The organism is Roseateles noduli, assembly GCF_050626985.1.
GTDB lineage: Bacteria > Pseudomonadota > Gammaproteobacteria > Burkholderiales > Burkholderiaceae_C > Roseateles > Roseateles noduli_A.
This window is the reverse complement of sequence record NZ_CP192463.1, coordinates 19,695-42,977: the sequence shown is the minus strand read 5'-3', so window position 1 is coordinate 42,977 and position 23,283 is coordinate 19,695. Positions and strand designations below refer to the sequence as shown.

The window sequence follows — 23,283 nt, the reverse complement described above, 5'->3', positions numbered from 1 at the left end:
AGGGGGTAAGAAGAGCTCAGTTCGTATCGGCCTCGCGCAGCGTCTGGACGACCGGGCGCTGCAGCACCCCGCGCAGCGCCCACCAGCCGGCCAGTTGCGCCAGCACGGCGCCGCCGATGGTCGTGCCGATCAGCACCCAGGGCTTGAACTGCCATTCGAAGTCGAAGGCGTAGTGCGTCAGCGCCCACCCCAGCGCCTGGGCGGCGATGCCGGCGAGGAAACCGGCGAGCGCGCCCAGCCCGAGCAACTCGGCGCGCTGCACCGCGGCGAGCAGCGCGCTCGACGCGCCGAAGGCCCGCATCAACGCGAACTCCCGCGTGCGCGCATCACGTGACCCCACCGCCGCCACCAGCAGCACGACCACGCCCAGCGCCAGCGCCACCGCGAACAGCAGCTGCACGGCCATGATCACCTGCTCCAGCACCTGCTGGACCTGGTGCAGTTCCGCGGACACGTCGATCAGCGTCAGGTTGGGGAACTCCTTGACCAGCTTGCGATCGAGCGCCGCCGCGGCGCCCTGCCCCTCCGGCGAGCGGTACGCGGAGATGAAGCTGACCGGCAGCTCCGGCATCTCCGCGCGCGGGTACAGCACGAAGAAGTTGACCCGCATCGATCCCCAGTCGACCTTGCGCAGCGAGGTGATCTTCGAGTCGACCAGCACGCCCGCGATGTCGAAGCGCATCGTGTCGCCGAGCTTCAGGCCGAGCTGCTCCGCGAGGCCCTGCTCGACGCTGACGCCGTCCTTCTCCTCGGCCGTCCAGGTCCCGCCGGCGATCAGGTTGTGCGACGGCAGCGTGCCGCTGTGACTGAGGTTGAACTCCCGCTCCACCAGGCGCTGGGCGCGCTCCTCGGTGAAGCGGCTGGCCTTGATCGCCTCGCCGTTGATGGCGACCAGCCGGCCGCGGATCATCGGGTACCAGTCGTAGTCCTTGACGCCGGCCTTGTCGAGATCGCCACGGAAACCCGGGCCCTGCTCCGGCTGGATGTTGATGACGAAACGGTCCGGCGCGTTCACCGGCGTCGCGGCGCGCCAGCTCTCGATCAGGTCGGTGCGCATCAGCACCAGCAACGCCAACGCGAGCAGCCCCAGCGACAACGAGCCGACCTGCAGCACCGCGAAGGCCGGCCGCGCGGCGACTTGCCGCGTCGCCAGCAGCAGCCAGCGCGGCGCGCCGGCCTGCGGCACGAGCCGACGCAGCGCCAGCACGGCGCCATAGGCGAGCAGCGCGAAGAGCCCCAGCGCAACGGCGAAGCCGCCGGTGGCGAACAGCCCCAGCCGCCAGTCCGCCGACAGCGCCGTCAGCACTGCGGAGAAACCGATGACGCCTGCCAGCAGCACGGCGATCGAGCCCATCTTCGGTCGGCCCAGTTCACGCCGGATCACGCGCAGCGGCGGCACGGCCGCCAGCTGCAGCACCGGCGGCAGACCGAAGCCCAGCAGCAGACTCATGCCCATGCCCAGTCCCAGCAGGACCGGCCAGATGCCGGGCGCCGGGAGATTGACCTCGATCAGTCCCGCGAGCATCGCGATGAAGCCGTAATGCAGCAGGAAACCGAGCAGCACGCCGATCGCGCTGCCGATCAGGCCGACGGTGGCGAACTCCAGCGTGAACACCCAGGTGAGCCGGCGCTGCGGCTGGCCGAGCACACGCAGCATCGCGCAGTCGTCGAGGTGGCGGTTGGCGAATTCACGCGCCGCGAGCGCGACCGCGATGGCGGCAAGCAACGCGGCCAACAGCGCGACGAGGTTCAGGAACTTGGTCGCGCGGTCCAGCGTCTGGCGCATCTCGGGGCGGCCGGTCTCGAGCGACTCCAGCCGCACGCCGCGCCAGTTGCCGTCCTTCAACTGCTGACGGGTCTGCGCGTTGAACTGCTGCACCGAGGCCGCCTCACCGATCACGGCGAAGCGATAGGTGATGCGGCTCGCGGGCTGGATCAGCGCGGTCGCGGCGATGTCGGACTGCGCCAGCATCACGCGCGGCGCGAAGTTCATGAAACCGGCGCCGCGATCGGGCTCGTTCGAGATCTCGCCGGCGATCTTCAGCGTCGAATCACCGAGCAGCAGCGGATCGCCGACCTTCAGTCCCAGTGCGCTCAGCACGCCCGGATCGACCCACACGGTGCCGGCCGCCGGCGCGCCGACCTGGCGACCGTCCTTCAGCGACAGCGCGCCGCGCAGCGGATAACGCGGGCTGACCGACTTCACCGCCACCAGCCGGCTGCCGCCGCCCTGGTCCTCGTTGGCGCGGGCCATGCTGGGGAAGTTGAGCGTCTCGACGCTGCTCAGGTTCAGGCGCTGGGCAAGCTCCTTCAGCGGCGCGGGCGTCGGTTGATCGCTGGCGACGACCGCGTCCCCGCCCAGCAGCTGCGCCGCGTCGCGACGCAGGCCCTGGTCCAGCCGATCCGACAGGAAGGCCACCGCGCACACCGCGGCGACGGCCAGCATCAGGGCCAGGATCAGCAGATGGAGTTCGCCCGCGCGGAAGTCGCGCCAGGTCTGCAGTCCCATCTGCCGCCATAACGACGGCGGTCGGCGGCCGATGGGAGAACCGGAAGCCGGCCGGGCCGAGGGGGTCCCGGCCGGCGTGCCGGCAGATGCGCCGGCAGGTGCGCCGGCGGGGGTGGCGGACGGAGAAGACGGGTGCGCGCTCATGCGCGGACTGTAGCGAACCGCATGCCCGCGCGCTGGCACAGGGGTGCGGCCATGCAATCGGCTTGAACAGTCCGTGCAACCGGTTTTGACGATGCGGCTCCTGCCCGGGCGTTCAATGGACTGCATGAACACCCACTTCCCTCCCCTGTTCGTCTCCCATGGCTCGCCGATGATCGCGCTGGAGCCCGGCGAGGCGGGCGCCTTCATGCAACGCCTCGGCCGGACGCTGGACGCCGTCTGGGGCCGGCCGAAGGCGGTGCTGGCGATCTCCGCGCACACGACCGCGCGCGAGGCCGTCCTGCTCGGCACGGATCGCCACGAAGCGGTGTACGACTTCGGCGGATTCCCGCCGGCGCTGTATCAGCTGCGTTACGACGCCCCTGGCGATCGCGCGCTGACCGCGCGGATCGGCGAGACGCTCGCCCTCCCCGTCTTCGACCACGGCGGGCTGGACCACGGCATCTGGACCTCGCTGCGATTCCTCTATCCCGATGCCGACGTGCCGGTCATCCCGCTCACGCTGACGGCGCAGGCCTCGCCGGCGCAACTGTTCGAGCTGGGCGAAAGGCTGCAGGCGCTGTCGCGCGAGGGGGTGCTGATCCTGGGCACCGGCAGCATCACGCACAACCTGCGCCTGCTGATGCGGGCGACGGCCGAGGGTCTGCCGGAGATGGCCGAATCGGCAGCCTTCCGAAGCTGGTTCGCGGAACGCTCCGCCGCACGGGATTGGGACGCGCTGGCAGCCTATCGGACGCAGGCGCCTGGCGCCGCGTTGATGCATCCGACGGATGAACACCTGCTGCCCTGGTATGTCGCCGCGGGCGCCGGCGGTCGCGACGACGCGCCGATCCGCATCCACGAAGGCGTGACCTTCGGCGCGCTGGGGATGGACGCCTACGCGTTCGGTCCCCAGGCCGGGCGCCTGTCCCAGGCGCTGGTCGGTTGAACGGTCGGCAGCTCTTGAAGCCTCAGCGCCCCCGAGGGATCGGGGGCGTCCGAAGCGCCGAAGACGTCAGAGGAAGATCGCCGCCAGGATGCCGAGGATCAGCGCCCACTTGACGACGTAGTAGCCGGTGCGGGACTTCGCCTTGAACGCCTTGAAGAACAGGCGCACCTTGTAGGCGTGATAGAAGAACTTGTTGAGGCCGCCGATGGGCTCGCTCTCCAGGTTCTGCGTCGCGGCGGACGTCATCACCAGCTTGCCGAACGCGCGATTCAGCCAACGGATCGGCGCGAAGTGGACCGGGCGCTCCACGTCGCAGAACAGGATCACGCGCTGATGCGTCGTGGTGTTCTCGGCGTAATGGATGAAGGTCTCGTCGAACATCACGTCCTCGCCGTCCTTCCAGTGGTACTTCTCGCCGTCGACGTCGATGTAGCAGCCCGGATCGTTGGGCGTCGTCAGGCCGAGGTGGTAACGCAACGAGCCCGCGTACGGGTCGCGGTGGCGCACCAGCTTCGCGCCCGGCGGCAGCGACGCGAACATCGCCGCCTTCACGCCGGGGATCTGCTTGAGCAGCTCGACCGTTTTCGGGCACAGCGCGTTCGCCGAGGCCATGTCCCGGTCGTACCACTTCAGGTAGAAGCGCTTCCAGCCGGTGCGGAAGAACGAGTTGAAGCCGATGTCGTTGTAGCCGGACGCGGCCTTGATGTAGCCCTCGTCGTTGAGCTTCAGGGCTTCCTCGCGGATCACCTGCCAGTTGTCGCGCAGCAGGCTGAGCTCGGGGAACTCCGAGGTCTTCAGGTAGGGCGTGGCCGGCGCGCGGGAGAACAGGTACATGACCGCGTTGATCGGCGAGATCAGCACGGTGAAGTCGGTCAGCGCGCGGGCCAGCTTGAAGCGGACACGCCCGCGGAAGTGGGCATACAGCGCCGAGGCGATGAAGATCGCCAGCACCCAGTAACGCGTGGGCGGCAGCCAGTCGGCCATGTGCGGGACTCCAGCAAGAGAAGCCCGCGATTATCGACGATCGAACGCGAGCGACACGGCCCAGAACATCAAGCCCCCGAACGCCAGGGCGACCCCCACCCATCCAGTGGACGTCCAGCCGTGGCCGGCGGCGATCGCCAGGCCGCCCAGCCAGGGGCCGAGCGCGTTCGCCGCGTTGAAGGCCGAGTGGTTCAGCGCCGCGGCCAGCGTCTGCGCCTCGCCGGCGACGTCCATCAGCCGGGTCTGCAGCACGGCACCGAGACCGCCGCCGCAACCGATCAGGAACACCACCGGCAGCAGCGTCCACAGGCTGCCGGCCGCGAACGGGTACAGCGCCAGCGAGGCCGCGCTCCACAGCAGCAGCCCCCCGATGGTGGGCATCAGCGCGCGGTCGGCGGCCCAGGCGGAGACCAGCGTGCCCGCGGTCATGCCCATGCCGAACACGCTCAGCACCACCGGCAGCATGCCGGGGCCGGTGCGGGTGACCTCCAGCAGCGTGGAGCCGAGGTAGGTATAGACGGCGAACATGCCGCCGAAGCCGATCGTCGCGATCCCGAGCGTCAGCCAGACCTGGCGACGGCCGAGCGCGCCGAGCTCGCGCATGGCACTCGCGCCCGGCTGGACGCGATCGCGCGGCGCGTGCAACGCGACCAGCGCGGCGGTCAGCAACGCCAGCAGCGTCACGACGCCGAAGCCCCAGCGCCATCCGGCCCATTGCCCCAGCGCGTTGGCCAGCGGCACGCCGACGATGGTCGCCACGGTGAGTCCCAGCATCATGAGACTGATTGCCTGCGCGCGGCGCGCCGGCGCGACCAGCGAGGCGGCGACCAGCGCGCCGACGCCGAAGTAGGCGCCATGCGGCAGGCCGCTGAGGAAGCGGAATAGCAGCATCGCGTGATACCCGGGGGCGAGCGCGCTCAGGCCATTGCCGACGGCGAAGGCCAGCATCAGCGCGATCAGCAGCGTGCGTCGCGGCACCTTGGCGCCGAGCACCGCCAGCAGCGGTGCGCCGACCACCACGCCCAGCGCGTAGGCGCTGATCACGTGGCCCGCCGTCGGGACATCGATGCCGAGATCGGGCGCGAAGAACGGGACCAGGCTCATCGCCGCGAATTCGGTCGTGCCGATCGCGAAACCGCCGATCGCCAGCGCGAGCAGGGCCCAGCCCGTGTGCGCGACCGGCGTCGGGTCGTCGGAGAGCTGGGGAGAAGCGATCGGAGAGGCGGCGGACATGTCGGACGGCTGAAAGGAAACGCTCAGGGAGCGTTCAGGAAACGTTCAGCATTGCAACACGGATCGGGTCGCCCCACCGGTGGCGGGGACTGGAGAGCGCCCTGGGGAAGGGGCTGGGACCGCCTGCCTGGAGCGGCGCCGTAGGCACTCGTCGGAGGCGTGTCTCTGGAGCGGGCGAAGGGAGTCGAACCCTCGTCATTGGCTTGGGAAGCCAAGGTAATAGCCGTTATACGACGCCCGCGGAGGAGGCGCATTATGGCCCAAGCGAGCGGCGGTCTAGCGGCCCCAGGCCACCGCTCAGCGGGTGCGCTGACCGATCAGTTGAGACAGCAGGCGCTGGAGTTCTGCTTCGGCCAGCGGGTTCAGGCCCACGAAGCGGCAGCCGATGTGGACCTGTTCGCCGGCCAGGAACGACCGGAAGCTGCGCCGGATACGCACCTCGAGATCGGTCACCAGCACGAGCTGATCGCCGACCATCACCCTCGCCTGCGAGACCTTCTGCCCGAGGAACAGGCCGCGTCCCTCCTCGACCGTGCCGCGCAGCCCAAGACCGCCCAGCGACACATCGTCCACGCTCAGGCTGCGGGCGCGGCCCAGCAGCACGAACTCGACGCGCACCGCGGGCCCGAGCGGCACATCGCGGCGCGGGGTGCTGCGGCGCTCGTCGCCGTCGCCGTCGCCGTCGCCGTCGACATCTTCGGGCGCTGCGCCAGCGTCGGCCTCAGCCGCAGCCGCAATCACATCGACGGCGTCGACGTCGGCGGCAGCGGGGGCGATGCCTTCGGCGGCGACTGGCGCTTCATTGGCCGCAGGTGGTTTCGGTCGGAATCGGAGGCGGAACATGGGAAGGTCGGAAAGCACAGGCCCCCGGGTTGTATGCGCTCCGGGTGAACGCCTTCATGTCTGGCCGACCTGGAAACGTGACCGATTTCACGCCCGCGAACATCCGCTTACAGGACCCACCCGCCGTCGATCGTGAGGCTGGCGCCGGTCATGTAGCCCGACTCGGGGCCGGCCAGGTAGGACACCAGGGCCCCGATCTCTCGGGGCTGGCCCATCCGGCCCAGCTTCAACTTGTCCTGGAGGTAATCCGCGAACGGCGCGGTCATGTCAGTGGCGATCGGCCCCGGCTGCACGTTGTTGATCGTGATGCCCCGCGGCGCGAGATCCAGTGCCAGGTTCTGGACCATCGACGCCACCGCGGCCTTGGTCATCGCGTACACGCTGCTGCCCGGCGAACCGGTGCGGACCGCCGTGTTGCTGCCGATGGTGATCACGCGCCCACCATCGCGCATCTGCGCCACCGCGGCCTGGATCGCGAGGAAGACGCCGCGTACGTTGACGCTCAGAGACAGGTCGAGGTCTTCGAGCGACACGACGTCGATCGTCCCGTGCCGCAGCACGCCCGCGTTGACGACGACCGCGTCCAGCCGTCCCAGCCGCTCGGCCGCCTCCGCCACCGCCGCGCGGATCGCGACCGGGTCGGCGCTGTCGGCCTGGATCGCCAGGCCTCGCCCGCCGGCGGCCTCCACCACGCCGAGCGCCGCTTGCGCCGCGTCCGGCCGCGACACATAGGTCAGCGCGACGTCGAAACCGTCCTTCGCGAGCCGCTCCACGATGCCCGCGCCGATGCCGCGCGAACCGCCGAAGACCAGCGCGACACGTCGAGTGCCCTGCGGCTCCGGGTTCATGTTTTCGTCCTTCACGGCTTCCACTCTTTTCTGGAACGATCGTTCCACAATCGGTCAAAAAAAAGCAGGCTCACTTCAGAGCCTGCAGCGACAGTCGCGCCAACGCGCGCAATTCGGTGTCCGTCGCGCCCCCGCGCGCAGCCAGACGCAAGGCGGCGATCTGCGCGAAGACGAAGGCCACCGCGTGTTTCGCTTCGACCACCGCGGACAGCTCCCCCTTGGCCTGCGCATCCCGGATGCGTTCCAGCAGCGCCGCCTGCATCGCCCGGCCGCCCGCCGCGCGGATCTCGACCAGCGCCGCACTGCCCTCGCTGTCCATGCCGAACTCCTGCACCGAGCCCACGCCCAGGCACGGGAGGTGCGCCTCGTTCACGACGCGCTTGAGCAATCGCTCGATGCCGTCCAGCGCGGTCTTGCCGCTCTTGAGCGCCTCGATGTGCCGGCTGGTCTCGCTCTGCGCGTAACGCTGCAACGCCGCGCAGTACAGCGGCCACTTGCCGCCGTAGGTGCTGTACAGGCTCTGCTTGCCGATGCCCATCGAGGCAGTGAGCATCTCCGCGGAACTGCCCGCGTAGCCGTGCTCGCGGAACACCGCCACCGCGGCGTCCAGCGCCTCGTCGGGATCGAACTGCTTCGGTCTGGCCATGGGGCGGACTGTAGCCGTTCTGGAATGACCGTTCCATAAATGAGGCTTTCACCTCGGACCGGCGCCAGGATCGAACCGACCTCAGTCCCAGGCGGGCGCGAAGTCCGGATTGGCCAGCCGTTCGCCGCGATCGAGCGTGGCGATGCGGGCCATGTCGTCATCGCTCAGGCGCAAGCGCAGCGCTTCCAGATTGGCGGCCTGGTTGGCGGGCTTCGTCGACGACGGGATCACCGCGAATCCCCGTTGCAGCAGCCAGGCCAGCGACACCTGCGCCGGCGTCGTGCCATGCCGCGCGGCGATGTCGAGCAGCACCGGCTCGGTCATGACCTTGCCGTAGGCCAGCGGCATGTAGGCGGTCAGGTGCAAGCCCGCCGCCTTTGCATGATCGACGACCTGGTGGTTCTGCAGGAAGGGGTGGATCTCGACCTGGTTGGTCGCCAGCTCGTGGACGCCGACGAGATCGATCGCTTCACGCATCTGCGCGACGGTGAAATTGGACAGGCCGATCGCCCGCGTCAGGCCGAGGCGCTTCGCTTCGATCAGCGCGTCGAGCGTGTCCTTCAGCGGCACCGCGCCGCCGGGCGACGGCCAGTGGATCAGCGTGAGGTCGACAGCCGCCATGCGCAGCTTCGCGAGGCTCTCACGCAGGCTGGGAATCAGGCGGTCGCCGGCCAGTTGCTCGGTCCAGATCTTGGTCGTGACGAACAGCTCGGCGCGCGGCACGCCGCTCTCGGCGATCGCCTGGCCGACCTCGGCTTCGTTGCCGTAGATCTGCGCGGTGTCGATGTGGCGGTAGCCGAGCGACAGGCCGCTCTTGACCGCATCGATGACGATCTGGCCCTTCAGGCGGAAGGTGCCGAGGCCCAGCGGCGGCATGGGGATGGCGACGGGATAGGAGGTGGGGTGGGAGGTGGGTGTGCTCATGAGGAACTCCGGAAGATGCGGGACAGGCGCAGCGAGCGTGCGCGATCAATGGCCGACGGCGATCGGCGCGGCGCCGGCGGCACGCGCCGGCAGCGGGAAGCGGCGGTCGAGGCGACCTGCCAGCACGGTGAGCGCGAAGGCGCCGAGCACGACGATCGCGCCGATCCAGGGCGTGTGCAACAGGCCCAGATGCTCGACGATCAGACCGCCGCCCCAGGCGCCGCCGGCGATGCCGAGGTTGAACGCGGCGATGTTCAGGCCCGAGGCGACGTCGACGGCCTGTGGCGCATGCGCTTCGGCCTGCTGGACGACGTAGAGCTGCAGCCCGGGCACGTTGCCGAAGGCGAAGGCGCCCCAGGCGAGCACGGTCAGCACGGCGAAGACCGGTGACTGCGCGGTGAGGCTCAGCACGAACAGCACGGCGGCCAGCCCCAGGAAGATCAGCTTGAGCGCGCCGATCGGGCCGCGCTTGTCCGCGAGCTTGCCGCCCCAGACATTGCCGACCGCGACCGAGAGGCCGTACACGAGCAGCACGAGGCTGACGCCGTTGGCGGAGATGCCGCTGACCTGCTGGAGGATCGGGGCGAGGTAGGTGAAGGCGATGAACGAACCGCCGTAGCCGACCGCCGTCATCGCGTAGACGAGCAGCAGGCGCGGCTGACGCAGCGGCTCGAGCTGGTGAAGCAGGCTGGCCGGCGCGGGCTGGGCGAGCTTGCGCGGCACGAAGGCCAGGCTGGCGACGAAGGCGATGAGGCCGAGCGCCGCGACGGCGAGGAAGGTTGCGCGCCAGCCGAAGTGCTGGCCGACGAAGGTGCCCAGCGGCACGCCGGTGACCAGCGCGACGGTGAGCCCCGAGAACATCGTCGCGATGGCGCTGGCCGCCTTTTCGCGGGGGACGAGGCTGGTGGCGATGGTCGAGCCGATCGAGAAGAACACCCCGTGCGCCAGGCCGGTCAGCACGCGGGCGACGACGAGCGCGCCATAGCCCGGCGCGAGCCATGCGAGCAGGTTGCCCGCGGTGAACAGCAGCATCAGCGCGAGCAGCAGCCGCTTGCGCGGCCAGCGGCCGGAGAGCGCGGTGAGGACGGGGGCGCCGACGGCGACGCCCAGCGCGTACAGCGAGACCAGCAGGCCCGCGGACGGCAGGCTGACGCCGAGGTCGGCGGCCATGGTCGGGATCAGGCCCACGATGACGAATTCCGTGGTCCCGATGGCAAAGGCGCTGACGGTCAGCGCCCACAAGGCGATCGGCATGAGGGGCTCCTGCAAAGCGTGGAAAGTGAGGGAACGGTCGCCAGTGTTCCCTTTTCCAACTTGCAGAAAAAGCCGTCAATCTTCAAAACATTGTTGATTAAAAGGCAAGTTCCAGTGAGCCAACCGATGCGGCGCACCCTTCAACTGGCGAACCAATTTCACGGGCGCATCACTGCGAAGCTTCCTTCCTGCAAGAGCGCCCGCCATGCCCCTTTCATTTCCAGCTTCATTCCGGAGCATCCCCTCTTCATCCGCTCAGATTCAGCACCCGACCACTGGACAGAGCCATTCGTACGGACCAGACCCCTACAAGCTGCAACGCTTCCTCGATGCGCAGAAGCAGAGGGACAGCGGGCGTGACCTGATCGACGTCGACATCAACTCAGGCCAGGTGCAACACGACTGGATGTGGTACGTCTTTCCCCAGGTCAAAGGCCTCGGGAACTCAGCGCTCTGCAATGACTACGGCATCAATTCATTGGCGGAGGCTGAAGCGTTCTTCAAGCACCCCGTCCTTGGCAAGAAGATGATGGAGCGGCTCGACACGATTGACCATGCCCTCAGGACTCAGTACTGCATGAACGCCGACATCTACCTCGGAAAGCAGCGTGCCCCGAAGCTCGCGGCGTGCCTGACGCTCATGTTCCAGGCGACCGGCGACAAGAAGATCGAACGCTTTCTGAAGGACCACTTCGGCTCAAACCATGAGCCGACCATGAAGGTCCTGCGCGGATGGCAAGACTGGCACTACCGCCAGACGAGCGTGGACCCGTACAACCTCGAGCGATTCTTCGATCGCGATCCAAAGCGGTTTGACCGGATCGTCCAAAACCTCAGCAGAGGCTCGATGGAGCTTCAATCCTTGCCTTACATCTTTCCGCGGATGCGTCGCGCCGGCGAAACGCAACGGATGGATCGAGCAGGCATGACCTGCGAGGATGAGATGTGGACCTACGCGTACCGTCCCGAACTCCGCCGCAACTTGAACTTGGCCATGGATGCGCTGCTCGCCAACAGGGCGGGCGTCACCGCGCAGGACATCTTTGGCAAAGCCGGTGCCACGCAGGTCGAGGCGTCGATGAGATTCATCAACAGGAGCGTGGATCTGACGGACTTGTTCGACAAGTCAAAGGAGATTCTTGAACGATTCTTCGGCGCGGAGGACCGCCGAGCGCCCAAGGCCTCGCCATCCGTCGCCGACGCCACGACGGCACGTCCACACGCGCAGCCTGATCGGAACCAACGCGTCAACGCGCAGCGACTCCCGGCGGCTCATGTCGGCACTTCCAAGGCGGCAAGCTCGCACGCCACGCTTGGGCAGACCGTTCCTTTCAACCCGGAACGCTTCCTGAAGACCCATGGTCGGACGATCGACAACTTCGTCAACGAGTTGCGGGCAGGCCGCAAGCAGACGCACTGCATGTGGTACGCGTTTCCTCAGCTCGAAGGCCTGGGCAAAAGCAAGGAGGCCAGGACCTACGCGCTCAGGTCGATGGACGATGCCCGTCTCTACCTGGCTGAGCCCCTCTTGAGACGGAACTACGAGCGCTGCCTCGATGCGTTGATGGATGACAGGAACAAGGGCCGCGACGCCTTGTCGATTCTGGTGAATCCGATTGACGTGCAGAAGCTCCAATCCTCGCTGACCCTCTTCCGGTTTGCCGCTGACGACGACACCTTGATCACGAAGATCGACGACGTCCTGGCGCGCTACTTCGGCCACCACCTCTGCCAGCGGACGAGGGACGCCTGCTTGAATCAGTCAATGTCACGCTGACGCAGGCGCTGCGCCACTCGCCTTGCGAGCGCGTGACGCGGGGCCGGCTCTATCATCCGGCCCTCCCCGCGCCCTCACGCCGTCGATGAAAAGCTCCCTCGATGAACTCGCCGTCCTCGCCGCCATCGTCGATGCGGGATCGATCAGCGCGGCGGCGGAGCAGTTGGGGCAGACGGTCTCCGCTGTCAGCCGCTCGCTGAGCCGCCTCGAGCAGAAACTGGGCACGACGCTGATGCGGCGGTCCACGAGACGTCTGGAACTCACCGAGGAGGGCCAGTTCTTCCTCGCCCGCGCCCGCAACGTGCTGGCCGCGGTCGAGGACGCCGAGGAACAACTGGCGCTGCGCCGCGATCAGCCCGCAGGGCGGCTGCGCGTGAATGCGGCCTCGCCGTTCATGCTCCATGTGCTGGTGCCGTTGATCGGCGGCTTTCGCGAGCGCTATCCGCAGATCGACCTCGAACTCAACAGCAGCGACCAGATCATCGACCTGCTGGAGCAGCGCACCGACGTCGCGCTGCGCATCGGCACGCTCGCCGACTCTTCGCTGCATGCGCGACCGCTCGGCAGCTTCCGGCTGCGGGTGCTCGCGAGTCCCGCCTACCTCGCCGCGCGCGGACGTCCGACCCAGGTCGAATCGCTCGCGAACCATTCGCTGCTCGGTTTCACCGCGCCGGAAAGCCTCAACACCTGGCCCCTGCGCTGGTCCGGCGGCGAGGGCTATCCGATCAAGGCCGCGGTGAGCGCGTCCTCGGGCGAGACGCTGCGTCAGTTGGCGCTCGCCGGCCAGGGCCTCGTGTCGCTGTCCGATTTCATGACCGCGCGGGACCGCGCCGACGGCACGCTGGTGCAGGTCCTCGCGACGCACACGGTCGACACGCGCCAACCGGTGCACGCGGTCTATTACCGCAACACCGCGCTGGCCTCGCGCATCAGCTGCTTCCTCGACGACCTCGCAGCCCAGATGGCGAACCTCACTGCCTGACCTACCCTGTCGTGCCCGCGTCGATGCGCGCCGGACCGCGTCATGCGACCTTCACTTGTTCACGTCGCCCATGCACAGGTACTTCGTCTCGACGTATTCATCGATGCCCTGGTGCCCGCCCTCGCGGCCCAGGCCCGACTGCTTGACGCCGCCGAACGGCACCTCCGCCGTCGAGATCAGGCCCGTGTTGATGCCGACCATGCCGTACTCCAGGCCTTCGGACACGCGCGTGATGCGGCCGATGTCGCGGGCGTAGAAGTAGCTCGCCAGGCCGAACTCGGTGGCGTTGGCCAAGGCGACGCCCTCGGCCTCCGTGCCGAAGCGGAACACCGGCGCCACCGGACCGAAGGTCTCCTCGCGCGCGCACAGCATGTCGGCCGTCGCGTCAGACAGCACCGTCGGCTGGAAGAAGCGGTCGTGCAGCCGCGCGCCGCCGACCAGCACCTTCGCGCCCTTCTCCACCGCGTCGGCGACGTGGCGCTCGACCTTCTCGATCGCCGCGTCCTCGATCAGCGGCCCCTGCGTCACGCCGGGCTCGAAGCCGTTGCCGACCTTCAGCCCGCCGACCTTCTCCGCCAGCTTCGCCACGAACGCGTCGTACACGCCCGCCTGCACGTAGAGCCGGTTCGCGCACACGCAGGTCTGGCCCGCGTTGCGGTACTTGCTGGCGATCGCGCCCTCGACGGCGCTGTCGATGTCGGCGTCGTCGAAGACCAGGAACGGCGCGTTGCCGCCCAACTCCAGCGACAGCTTCTTGATCGTCGGCGCGCATTGCGCCATCAGGATCCGGCCGACCTCGGTCGAGCCGGTGAACGACAGGTGCCGCACCACGTCGCTCTCGCACAGCACCTTGCCGATGGCGATGGAGTGCTCCCCGTCGCCGGTGATCACGTTCAACACGCCGGCCGGCATGCCGGCGCGCTGCGCCAGCTCCGCCGCGGCCAGCGCGGTCAGCGGGGTCTGCTCCGCCGGCTTGATCACGACCGGGCATCCGGCCGCCAGCGCCGGCGCCACCTTGCGGGTGATCATCGCCAGCGGGAAATTCCACGGCGTGATGGCCGCGCACACACCCACCGGCTGCTTGATGACCATGTAGCGCTTGGTCGCGTCGGTCGTCGGCACGATCTCGCCGCGCACGCGCTTGGATTCCTCCGCGAACCATTCGACGAAGCTCGCGCCGTAGACGATCTCGCCGCGCGCCTCGGCCAGCGGCTTGCCCTGCTCCGCCGTCAGGATGCGCGCCAGGTCGTCCGCATGCTGGATCAGCAGGTGGTACCAGCGCATCAGGATCGCGGCCCGCTCCTTGGCCGTCTTCGCCCGCCAGGCCGGCCAGGCGGCGTTCGCGGCCGTCACCGCCGCGTCGGCCTCGGACGCGCCCAGGTTGGCCACGTGCGTCAGCAGCGCGCCGGTCGCCGGGTCCTCCACATCGAAGCGGCTCGTGCCGCCCACCCACTCGCCGTTGATCAGCGCGTCGGTCTTCAGCAGGCTCGGGTCCTTCAGCTGCGCCAGCGGGGAGGTCTTGGGGTCCATCGTCGCCATGTCATATCTCCGCGTCCCGTCTCCGGGCAAGACAGGCATCCTAGCGGCGCCACCGGGGCCCCCATGTCAACGCCGCGTCACCTCCTGTGCGCCCGTGTACGGCTTCCCGGCCGGTGAAGCCGCTCCTCCGGCGCCGGTTGACTCCGCATCACAACACTGCGGCGAGGGCCGGGAGGGCCCGCTCCTATAATCGAAAGCTTCGCGAAATCAGGCGCTTGCAGGCGGCCGCCCGCCGCCCCGGCGTCGATCCCGGGCGGACATGCGCCCGGATCGGAACCGGCAGGCCGCGCAGCCGCGAAGACACAACTGGATTCACATCGCAGCGTCGTCTGCGCCACACCCGACCCGCCAGGCCCATCAAGCAAAGGACAGGCATGAAAGCCGCAGAGATCCGCCACACCTTCCTGAAGTTCTTCGAGTCCAAGGGCCACCAGATCGTCGCGTCCAGCCCGGTCGTGCCCGGCGACGACCCGACGCTGCTGTTCACCAACGCGGGGATGAACCAGTTCAAGGACGTGTTCCTGGGCTTCGACAAGCGCGCCTACTCGCGCGCCACCACGGCGCAGAAGTGCATCCGCGCCGGCGGCAAGCACAACGACCTGGACAACGTCGGCTACACCGCGCGTCACCACACCTTCTTCGAGATGCTGGGCAACTTCAGCTTCGGCGATTACTTCAAGAAGGACGCCATCGGCTACGCCTGGGAACTGCTGACCGAGCACTTCAAGCTGCCGGCCGAGAAGCTGTGGGTGACGGTGTATTCCGAGGACGACGAGGCCTACGAGATCTGGAACAAGCAGGTCGGCGTGCCCGCCGAGCGCATCGTGCGCATCGGCGACAACAAGGGCGGCCGCTACATGTCCGACAACTTCTGGATGATGGGCGACACGGGTCCCTGCGGCCCCTGCACCGAGATCTTCTACGACCACGGCCCGGACGTGGCGGGCGGCCCTCCGGGCTCGGCCAACGAAGACGGCGACCGCTACATCGAGATCTGGAACAACGTCTTCATGCAGTTCAACCGGACTGAAGACGGCGTGATGCACAAGCTGCCCAAGCCCAGCGTCGACACCGGCATGGGCCTGGAACGCCTGGCGGCCGTGCTGCAGCACGTGCACTCGAACTACGAGATCGACCTGTTCGTGAACCTGCTGGCCGCGGCCAAGCAGAGCGTCGACGCCGCAACGCCTGGCACCGGCGACTGCGACAAGGAATCCCCGTCGCTGAAGGTCATCGCCGACCACATCCGCGCCTGCTCCTTCACCGTCGTCGACGGCGTCATCCCGGGCAATGCCGGCCGCGGCTACGTGCTGCGCCGCATCGCCCGCCGCGCGATCCGCCACGGCTATAAGCTGGGCGCGCGCGCGCCGTTCTTCCACAAGCTCGTGGCCGCGCTGGCCAAGGAGATGGGCGAGGCCTATCCCGAGCTGCGCCGTGATGAAGCCCGCGTCACCGAGGTGCTGAAGCAGGAAGAGGAACGCTTCTTCAAGACCATCGCCACCGGCATGGAACTGCTGGAATCGGCCCTGGCCGGCGGCGCGACGCAGATCGACGGCGACACCGCCTTCAAGCTGCATGACACCTACGGCTTCCCGGTGGACCTGACCGCCGACGTCTGCCGCGAACGCGGCGTGACCGTCGACGAGGCCGGCTTCAACCGCCTGCTGGAAGAACAGAAGGACCGGGGCCGTCAGGCCGGCAAGTTCAAGATGGCGCAGGGCCTGGCGTACACCGGCGCCGCGACCACCTTCCACGGCTACGACCACCTCGCGCGTGAAGACGCCCGGGTCGTCGCGCTGTACGTCGACGGCAGCGCGGTGCAGAGCGCCGACGCCGGCGACGACGTCGTGGTCGTGCTCGACCACACGCCCTTCTACGCGGAAAGCGGCGGGCAGGTCGGCGACGCCGGCGAGCTGCGCAACGCCACGACCCGCCTGGTCGTCGACGACACGTTGAAGATCCAGGCCGACGTGTTCGGCCACCACGCGCAGGTCGTCGAAGGTTCGGTCAAGGTCGGCGACACCTTCGCCGCCAAGATCGACGCCGAACGCCGCGCGAAGACGGTCCGCAACCACAGCGCGACCCACCTGATGCACAAGGCGCTGCGCGAAGTGCTGGGCGCGCACGTCCAGCAGAAGGGTTCGCTGGTCAACGCCGAGCGCACCCGCTTCGACTTCGCCCACACCGCGCCGATGACCGCGGACGAGATCCGCAAGGTCGAAGCCATCGTCAACGCCGAGATCCTGGCCAACGCCGACACGCAGGCCGCCGTCATGGCGCTGGACGATGCGCAGAAGAGCGGCGCGATGATGCTGTTCGGCGAGAAGTACGGCGAGACCGTGCGCGTGCTGAGCATCGGCTCGTCGAAGGAACTCTGCGGCGGCACGCACGTGCGCCGCACCGGTGACATCGGCCTGTTCAAGATCGTCGCCGAGAGCGGTGTCGCAGCTGGCATCCGTCGCGTCGAGGCCGTCACCGGCGACAACGCGCTGCACTACCTGCAGTCGCTGGAGACGACGGTGCAGGCCGTCGCCGGCACGCTGAAGGCGGCGCCCGCCGAACTGGAGCCGCGTGTCCACGCGGTGCTGGAGCAGCTCCGCGCGCTGGAGAAGGAACTGGCCGCCGCCAAGAGCAAGTTGGCGTCCGCGCAGGGCGACGAGCTGCTGTCGCAGGCCGTCGACGTCAAGGGACTGAAGGTGCTGGCGGCGACGCTGGTCGGCGCCGACGCCAAGACGCTGCGCGAGACGATGGACAAGCTCAAGGACAAGCTCAAGACCGCCGCGATCGTGCTGGCCGCCGTCGACGGCGACAAGGTCCAGCTGGCCGCGGGCGTCACCGCCGACGCGACGGCCAAGGTCAAGGCCGGCGAGCTGGTCAACTTCGTCGCGCAGCAGGTCGGCGGCAAGGGCGGCGGCAAGCCGGACCTGGCGATGGCCGGCGGCACCGACGCCAAGGCCCTGCCCGCCGCGCTGGCGAGCGTGCAGGCCTGGGTCGGCGAACGCGTCTGACTCCCCCCTCGAACAGACTCCGGGACACGGGCGACGATCGAACCGCCCACCCCGGAGTTTCGACGAACAACCTCTTCAAGGGCCCCGGTCGGGCCCTTGTCGTTTCAAGCCACTGGAGCAACCATGACTGACACCCCGATGGACGACGACTTCGGCGACTCGATCGACGTCGAGAACGCGCAGCGCCTAGGCGAGCTGCTGGCCGTGCTGGCCGGACAGGCCGATCCGGATGCGCCGGCGATCACGCTGGACACGATGGACGGCTACCTGACCGCCTTGCGGGTCGGACCGTCCGACGCCGCGCCCATCCAGGCGATGGACGCGCTGTTCGGCGAGGACTGGCCCGCCGGTCTCGACGAGCAGGACCTGACCGACGCGTTCATGGAAGCCTTGCACGTGCGCTGGAACGAGATCGGCGACAGCCTGGAACCCCAGCCCCTGCTGGAAGCGCCTGAGCAGATGCACCTGACGCCGCTGATCTCCGAGTTCGACGAGGAGACCAAGGCCGAGCTGGTCGCGCAAGGCACGATCACCGCGGAACTGCTGGAGCGCATGCCCGCGCCCGGCGCGATGTGGGCGCAAGGCTTCCTGCAGGCGGTCGAGGACACGAACGCATGGTCGCTGCCCGCCGGTGACGGCGCCGACGACCTGCAGGCGATGCTGGAAGCGATCGAGGCCGTGACGCTGGCCGAGGACACCACGCCGCGCGCCGAGTACGTCCAGCGGGCCTACGAGGAGCCGGAAGGCATCGACCAGAACGCCCTGATCGACGACATGCTGTTCACCGTGCAGGACCTGCGCCTGTTCTGGATGCAGCAACGCGTGATGAAGGAAGCGATCTCCGGACTGACCTCGGATCCGGACACGACGCACTGATCGCGCGGATCAGGCGGACCCCACGCATCGAAGGCGGACTCGGGCCGCCACGCACAAACGCCGGCCTCGCGCCGGCGTTTTTCATGGCGCCGGCGACAAGGCGGCGCTCAACGCGGCGCTCAACGTGGCGCTCAACGGGGCGCTCAACGGGGTTCGCCTCAAAGCCGGCCCTTGCAGTTCGGCGCACCGCAGCGGCAACGCAACCGGCCTTCGTGATGGCTCTCGCCGTAGTCGGCGCAGATCTCCTCGCCCGGGGCGATGTCGCGGATCGCGTAGAACTCGGCCCGGCCCTGCCGGATGCGCAACACGGCATTCGGCGCGCAGCTGTGATTCACGTGGCGCAGCGCGCAATCGGACTTCGTCGCATCGATCGCGGTCTTGTCGGTCACCTCGACCACGTGGATCCGGCGCCGGCCCTCGATGCGCCGCCGGGCCTCGCGCACCGGGACGATCTCGCCGCGCATCTCGCCGATCTTGCGGCGCGCGGGAATCGACTCGGCGGCGAAGACCCCGAGCCCGTCGATCGGACTCTTGTCCACGGCCAGCGCGAAGCGCTCAGCCGGTTGCGGCTCGCCCTTCGGGCGCGAGGCCGTGTCGGCGGCGGAGGCGGGGGCAGGAGCGGCAGCGACGGAACTCAGTCGAGGCATGAAGGCGACGCGCGGCGCCGGCCGCGACGAAAAGGGGAAACGCGCATTGTCGCGCCCTTGCCACTGGTCTCACGGAGAGCGCGCTTGACGCGTCCGGCGCGTCGCCAAGATACTGGTTCGCATGTCCTTCGCGCTCCGCACCACCCGCCTCGTCCAGATGTGCTGCCTGCATCCGCTGCAGGCGCACCTGTGCGCACGCGGCCAGGGACGGCGTCGAACGCGGCAGACGCCCCCAGGATCCCGGACCCCACGGTCCTGAAGCGATCCACCGGATCCCCCTGACAAGGCCCGCGCAACCCGCGGGCCTTGTTCATTTCCGCCCCCCTCGGTCCTTCCATCCCACCAGGAGAACTCCGATGCAGACCTCGACGAATCCGACCCGTTCCACCGACGATCGCGACGCCGGCTATCGCGCCGTGCGCATCGCCGAGGGCCTCACGCTGCGCCGCCCTCGTCCCGAGGACGCACGCGCGCACGCCGAGCTGGTAGGGCACCCGGGTGTGCAACCGTCGCTGCTGCAGGTGCCTTACACCTCCGAGCTGCTCTGGCACGAGCGCTTCTCGAAAGTGCCCGACACCAACAGCGGCGAGTTGCAGCTGCTCGCATTCGACGGCGAACGATTGCTGGGGTCCGCCGGACTGCATTCGGTCGGACCGCAGGCGCGGCGCCGGCACGCCATGATGCTGGGCATCGGCGTGCATCCGGACGCGCAGGGGCGCGGTGTCGGCGCCGCCCTGATGGACGCCCTCATACGGCAGGCGGACGACTGGCTCGGCGTGCTGCGGATCGAGCTCACCGTGTTCGCCGACAACGCACGCGCGATCAGGCTCTATGAGCGTTTCGGCTTCGAGCACGAGGGCCGCCTGCGGGGCTACGCGTTGCGCGACGGTCGCTACGTCGACGCGTTCACGATGGCGCGGCTGCATCCGCGGCCGCCCGTGATCGAGCGGACCGCGGCCTGAGCCGGGAGCGCGACGGGCCCAGCCCGTCCGTGGCGGTCAATCGGCAGCCAGCGCGGGCGCCTGCGCCTCGACCACGCCGTTGACCAGGCGCCACAGGTCGTCACCGTCCAGCAAGGTGAGCATCTGCGGCCCGTGGCCCTTGAGCAGGTGCACCTGCGCCTGCGCGGCCCAGCCCGGTCGCGTCGGGCTGGGTTGCAGTTGCTCGGCGCCTGCCACGAAGACCTGCCCCAGTTGCTGGACCGCCAGCACCAGGCGTTGTCCGGCGCCGGTCTGGCAGACCATCAGCGCGGCTTCGTCGCCGCAGGGACGGTGGAACAGCAACTGACCGAGGTCCAGCACAGGCAACATGCGGCCCTCGAAGCTCAGCATGCCGCGCACGGCCACGGGGGCCGTGGGCCAGGCGGTGATGCGCTGGCGCTCCAGCGCCGCGACCACCTGCATCGCGGGGAGTCCCAGCCACTGGTGGTCGACGAGGAAGCTCGCCACGTCCAGCGTCTTCGCGCCCGCTGGCGGCATCGGCTGGAACGCCACGGGCATCGCGCCTGCGCCGGCCGACTCGCCGGCCGCCAGACGTCCGCCCAGCGGCAGCATCACCAGCGCGGCGAGATCGGTCGCGTCGGGCGGCGTGAGGCGCCGGTACTCCCGGTAGCCGCCCGACATCGCCAGACCATAGGCATGGACACAGCCATCGAGCTCCAGCTCGCCGGTCACATGCTGATCCGACGGCAACGTGGAGAGCGCAGGCAGCGCCATCGGCAGTCGATCGCCCGGCGACCAGCGCGCATCGCTGCTCGCCACGACCTCGCCCGCGCGCGTCACCAGCAGCGCCGCCGCACCGGCCTGGTCAGGCAGGGCCGCACGCAGCATCGCGCGGAACTGCGGCGCGCCGTCGAACACGATCGCGATGCCACCGACCATGGCCGCACCATCCGGATGCGGCACTCCGGCCGCGTAGACGAGACAAGGCGCATGGCCGTCGTCGCCGTAGAGGCCGGAAGGCGCATGCGACGACACCACATACTGGCCGGCATCGCGCAAGCCGAGCGCGCCGGATACCCAGTCCCCTTGCAGGGAACGCCCGACGTGATGCGCCTGGGTCGGATCCGACACGGCGACCACGCACCCGGCGTTGTCGAAGACGAGCAGCAACGAGTAGACGGTGTAGAGCGCGTGGATGCTCGCGAGCACCGCTCCGGCCGATGCGGCATCGCCGTCGGCGAGCGCACGTTGCAGTCGCGCGTCGAGCGCCCACCAGCGGCAGTCGTTGGCGCGTTCATAGAGGTTGCGGTTGACGATGGAGATCGCCAGTTCCGCCTGGAAGCCGGCCCCATCGAAGACGGCGTCCAGCGCGCCGTCCTCGAGCTGCGCGATCGCGCGTTCGAACACCTGGCGCAGTTGGTCTCCCGTGCGTTCGACCTCGTTGAGCAGGGTCACGGCGAAGGCGTTCCCGCCAGCCTGGCCAGCCACGGCGCCCTCGCCGGCGCGAGCACCGGGCTGCGCATGGGCGCGGCTCTTGAGCTTGCCGTTCCACAGCGAGCGCGACAGCTCGCGCTGGATGCGGCGCGCTTCGATGGGGATGCTGCGCAGTTCCTCGTCGAACAGCTCGCGCGTGTCGAGGTCGCGCGCGCGGCCGGCCTGGCGCTCGGCGGGCGCATCCGCGAAGGCGTGCTGCAGCGGCTGCAGCATCTGCGCCCGCCAACCGGGTCCGAAGTAGCCTTCATAACCGCTGGCCGTGCTGTCGCAGGCCAGGTAGTCCCGACCGGCGAAATCGAGTCGCCAGCCTTGCGCTTCGCCGGCATCGGCCAGCGGCGCGCCGAGCGGGATCTGCCAGGGGTCCGACGTCAGCAGCACGCGCCCTTGCGCGTCCTTGAGCACCAGCACCGAGCGTGGCACGCCCGAGCACAGCGCGCGGAAGAGGCCGAGCATCTCGTCCTCCAGCTTGAAGGACAGGCACAGCAGACCGCGCGCGCCGTCGTGGCCGCTCACCGCCGCTGCGTAGATCAGGCCGCTGCGGCCACCGAGCAGCCCGGTCGGGCCGTGCACTTCGACGAAGGCGCGGCCGGGCTCGAAGGCACCCTGCAGCCGTGCGTCATCGACGACGGGCGCGCAACTCGATTCATCCAAGGCCGCCAGACGACGCCCGTCGGCGGCCAGCAGCGCGACCTGGTCGTAGACGGAGTACTTGGCGACGTAGGCGGCAAAGCGGCGACGCAGCGCCTCGACCTCGGCGGCATCGATATCTCCGGCCGCATCCGCCTGGAGCAGCGCGCGCAACGGGCCGTCGCTGGCGAGGAAACCGACATCGGCGGTCCGTTCGAAGAGGTTGCGCACCAGGATGTCGATCGCGACCTGCGAACGCCCTTGCAAATGCCCGACCGCATGTCGCAGTTGCCGGCGGGCCAGGCTGTCCAGCAGCCGTCCGGTCAGCGCCTCGAACGCGGTGCGGGTGTCGGCCATGTCGGTGGCCGCGCCGCTCATCTGGCCCAGCAGCGCCAGGCTGTCCCAGGCGCCCTGCAAGCGCAGCAGCGGCTCCCGGTACTCCTCCAGCAGCGGCATGGCGGTCAGCAACGGCGCCACTTCGGCGCTGAACGGCAGGCCTTTCCGATAGACCTTGTTGGATCCCTGCGTCATCTCATTTCCTCCCAACGACCACGCCCTCGTGAGGCGACGCGCGGCAGTGTGGCGCGCGTTGACGACGTTGTCAGGGGGAGAAACGCACGGTTTCCGAGAGTAACTTCGTTGATCGCACGACGATCAGCGATGCAGTACCGCGCTGGTGCGGCGATGCCGCGAGTTGGGGAGAAAACCCCCGGGCGATGCGACAGCCTGGTGCGTCAGTCCATCGAGACCGCGGCACCCTCGGAGGTACGGCGCTGCGTCTGGGCGTGGACTTCGCCGTCGGATGCACGGCTCTGGGGCTGGCTGGTGGCATCGGTGCCGCGTTCCGGCGCCGCAGGTTGCGGCGCGGGCGGGCGGCTCGGCTGGCGCTTGCCCGTGATCAGCAGCCGGGCCAGCTTGACGACCTCGCTGGCCTGGGCGGGCGCGGCCGGCACCCACAGCGCGGCGCCGAGCACGGCGACGCCCAGCACCCTCCAAAGGGGCCGGTAGGCGGTCAGCGCTTGTTGTTGTCGGCTTTGCATGGTCTCCCCGCGCGAATCTGC

General features: G+C 69.0%; 18 protein-coding genes and 1 tRNA gene. 6 read left to right on the top strand and 13 right to left on the bottom strand.

Annotated features, from left to right (window positions below):
- Positions 1-16 precede the first annotated feature (16 nt).
- Positions 17-2,509, bottom strand: a complete 2,493-nt coding sequence (locus ACQ4L4_RS00155) for an ABC transporter permease (RefSeq protein ID WP_431102226.1) — start codon at positions 2,507-2,509, stop codon at positions 17-19.
- 268 nt (positions 2,510-2,777) lie between these two features.
- Here ACQ4L4_RS00155 and ACQ4L4_RS00150 point away from each other — a divergent pair, with 268 nt between their 5' ends.
- Positions 2,778-3,599: a dioxygenase family protein gene (locus ACQ4L4_RS00150; protein WP_431102225.1), complete on the top strand. Its 822-nt coding sequence runs from the start codon at positions 2,778-2,780 to the stop codon at positions 3,597-3,599.
- Positions 3,600-3,665: 66 nt separating this feature from the next.
- On the opposite strand, the gene ACQ4L4_RS00145 is transcribed toward ACQ4L4_RS00150, so the two are convergent.
- The 8 genes from ACQ4L4_RS00145 to ACQ4L4_RS00110 form a co-directional block, all read right to left on the bottom strand.
- Positions 3,666-4,583: an aspartyl/asparaginyl beta-hydroxylase domain-containing protein gene (locus tag ACQ4L4_RS00145; protein ID WP_431102224.1), complete on the bottom strand. Its 918-nt coding sequence runs from the start codon at positions 4,581-4,583 to the stop codon at positions 3,666-3,668.
- A 30-nt stretch (positions 4,584-4,613) separates the two neighbouring features.
- Positions 4,614-5,816, bottom strand: coding sequence for an MFS transporter (locus ACQ4L4_RS00140; RefSeq protein WP_431102223.1), 1,203 nt, complete (start codon positions 5,814-5,816; stop codon positions 4,614-4,616).
- Positions 5,817-5,982: 166 nt separating this feature from the next.
- Positions 5,983-6,057: transfer RNA gene (locus ACQ4L4_RS00135), tRNA-Gly, on the bottom strand.
- Positions 6,058-6,113: 56 nt separating this feature from the next.
- Positions 6,114-6,659, bottom strand: coding sequence for a hypothetical protein (locus tag ACQ4L4_RS00130; RefSeq protein ID WP_431102222.1), 546 nt, complete (start codon positions 6,657-6,659; stop codon positions 6,114-6,116).
- Between the two features lie 107 nt (positions 6,660-6,766).
- Positions 6,767-7,507 carry an SDR family oxidoreductase gene (locus tag ACQ4L4_RS00125; protein ID WP_431102221.1) on the bottom strand — a complete coding sequence of 247 codons (741 nt, stop codon included), beginning with the start codon at positions 7,505-7,507 and terminating at the stop codon, positions 6,767-6,769.
- Between the two features lie 70 nt (positions 7,508-7,577).
- Positions 7,578-8,153: a TetR/AcrR family transcriptional regulator gene (locus ACQ4L4_RS00120; RefSeq protein WP_431102220.1), complete on the bottom strand. Its 576-nt coding sequence runs from the start codon at positions 8,151-8,153 to the stop codon at positions 7,578-7,580.
- Between the two features lie 81 nt (positions 8,154-8,234).
- Positions 8,235-9,077 (bottom strand): 2,5-didehydrogluconate reductase DkgB, encoded by an 843-nt coding sequence (gene dkgB, locus ACQ4L4_RS00115; RefSeq protein ID WP_431102219.1) that lies wholly within the window; start codon positions 9,075-9,077, stop codon positions 8,235-8,237.
- Between the two features lie 45 nt (positions 9,078-9,122).
- Positions 9,123-10,331, bottom strand: a complete 1,209-nt coding sequence (locus ACQ4L4_RS00110) for an MFS transporter (RefSeq protein ID WP_431102218.1) — start codon at positions 10,329-10,331, stop codon at positions 9,123-9,125.
- A 205-nt stretch (positions 10,332-10,536) separates the two neighbouring features.
- On the opposite strand from ACQ4L4_RS00110, the gene ACQ4L4_RS00105 reads away from it, so the two are divergent.
- Together ACQ4L4_RS00105 and ACQ4L4_RS00100 are read left to right on the top strand one after the other, a co-directional pair.
- Positions 10,537-12,108: a DUF1810 family protein gene (locus ACQ4L4_RS00105; protein ID WP_431102216.1), complete on the top strand. Its 1,572-nt coding sequence runs from the start codon at positions 10,537-10,539 to the stop codon at positions 12,106-12,108.
- A gap of 85 nt (positions 12,109-12,193) precedes the next feature.
- On the top strand, positions 12,194-13,090 hold the full coding sequence (locus ACQ4L4_RS00100; RefSeq protein WP_431102215.1) for a LysR substrate-binding domain-containing protein: 897 nt from the start codon (positions 12,194-12,196) through the stop codon (positions 13,088-13,090).
- A 51-nt stretch (positions 13,091-13,141) separates the two neighbouring features.
- On the opposite strand, the gene ACQ4L4_RS00095 is transcribed toward ACQ4L4_RS00100, so the two are convergent.
- Positions 13,142-14,620: an NAD-dependent succinate-semialdehyde dehydrogenase gene (locus ACQ4L4_RS00095; protein ID WP_431104838.1), complete on the bottom strand. Its 1,479-nt coding sequence runs from the start codon at positions 14,618-14,620 to the stop codon at positions 13,142-13,144.
- Between the two features lie 383 nt (positions 14,621-15,003).
- Between ACQ4L4_RS00095 and alaS the strand changes: the two genes are divergently transcribed.
- Positions 15,004-17,637, top strand: coding sequence for an alanine--tRNA ligase (alaS, locus tag ACQ4L4_RS00090; protein ID WP_431102214.1), 2,634 nt, complete (start codon positions 15,004-15,006; stop codon positions 17,635-17,637).
- A 123-nt stretch (positions 17,638-17,760) separates the two neighbouring features.
- A complete protein-coding gene (locus tag ACQ4L4_RS00085) occupies positions 17,761-18,513 on the top strand; it encodes a UPF0149 family protein (protein WP_431102213.1) in 753 nt (250 codons plus the stop codon).
- Positions 18,514-18,671: 158 nt separating this feature from the next.
- On the opposite strand, the gene ACQ4L4_RS00080 is transcribed toward ACQ4L4_RS00085, so the two are convergent.
- Positions 18,672-19,160: an SET domain-containing protein gene (locus tag ACQ4L4_RS00080; protein ID WP_431102212.1), complete on the bottom strand. Its 489-nt coding sequence runs from the start codon at positions 19,158-19,160 to the stop codon at positions 18,672-18,674.
- A 356-nt stretch (positions 19,161-19,516) separates the two neighbouring features.
- Here ACQ4L4_RS00080 and ACQ4L4_RS00075 point away from each other — a divergent pair, with 356 nt between their 5' ends.
- Complete coding sequence (locus tag ACQ4L4_RS00075; protein WP_431102211.1) at positions 19,517-20,122, top strand: GNAT family N-acetyltransferase; 606 nt, start codon at positions 19,517-19,519, stop codon at positions 20,120-20,122.
- Between the two features lie 36 nt (positions 20,123-20,158).
- On the opposite strand, the gene ACQ4L4_RS00070 is transcribed toward ACQ4L4_RS00075, so the two are convergent.
- Both ACQ4L4_RS00070 and ACQ4L4_RS00065 read right to left on the bottom strand, forming a co-directional pair.
- On the bottom strand, positions 20,159-22,753 hold the full coding sequence (locus ACQ4L4_RS00070; protein ID WP_431102210.1) for a chemotaxis protein CheW: 2,595 nt from the start codon (positions 22,751-22,753) through the stop codon (positions 20,159-20,161).
- 203 nt (positions 22,754-22,956) lie between these two features.
- A complete protein-coding gene (locus tag ACQ4L4_RS00065; protein WP_431102209.1) occupies positions 22,957-23,262 on the bottom strand; it encodes a hypothetical protein in 306 nt (101 codons plus the stop codon).
- Positions 23,263-23,283 lie beyond the last annotated feature (21 nt).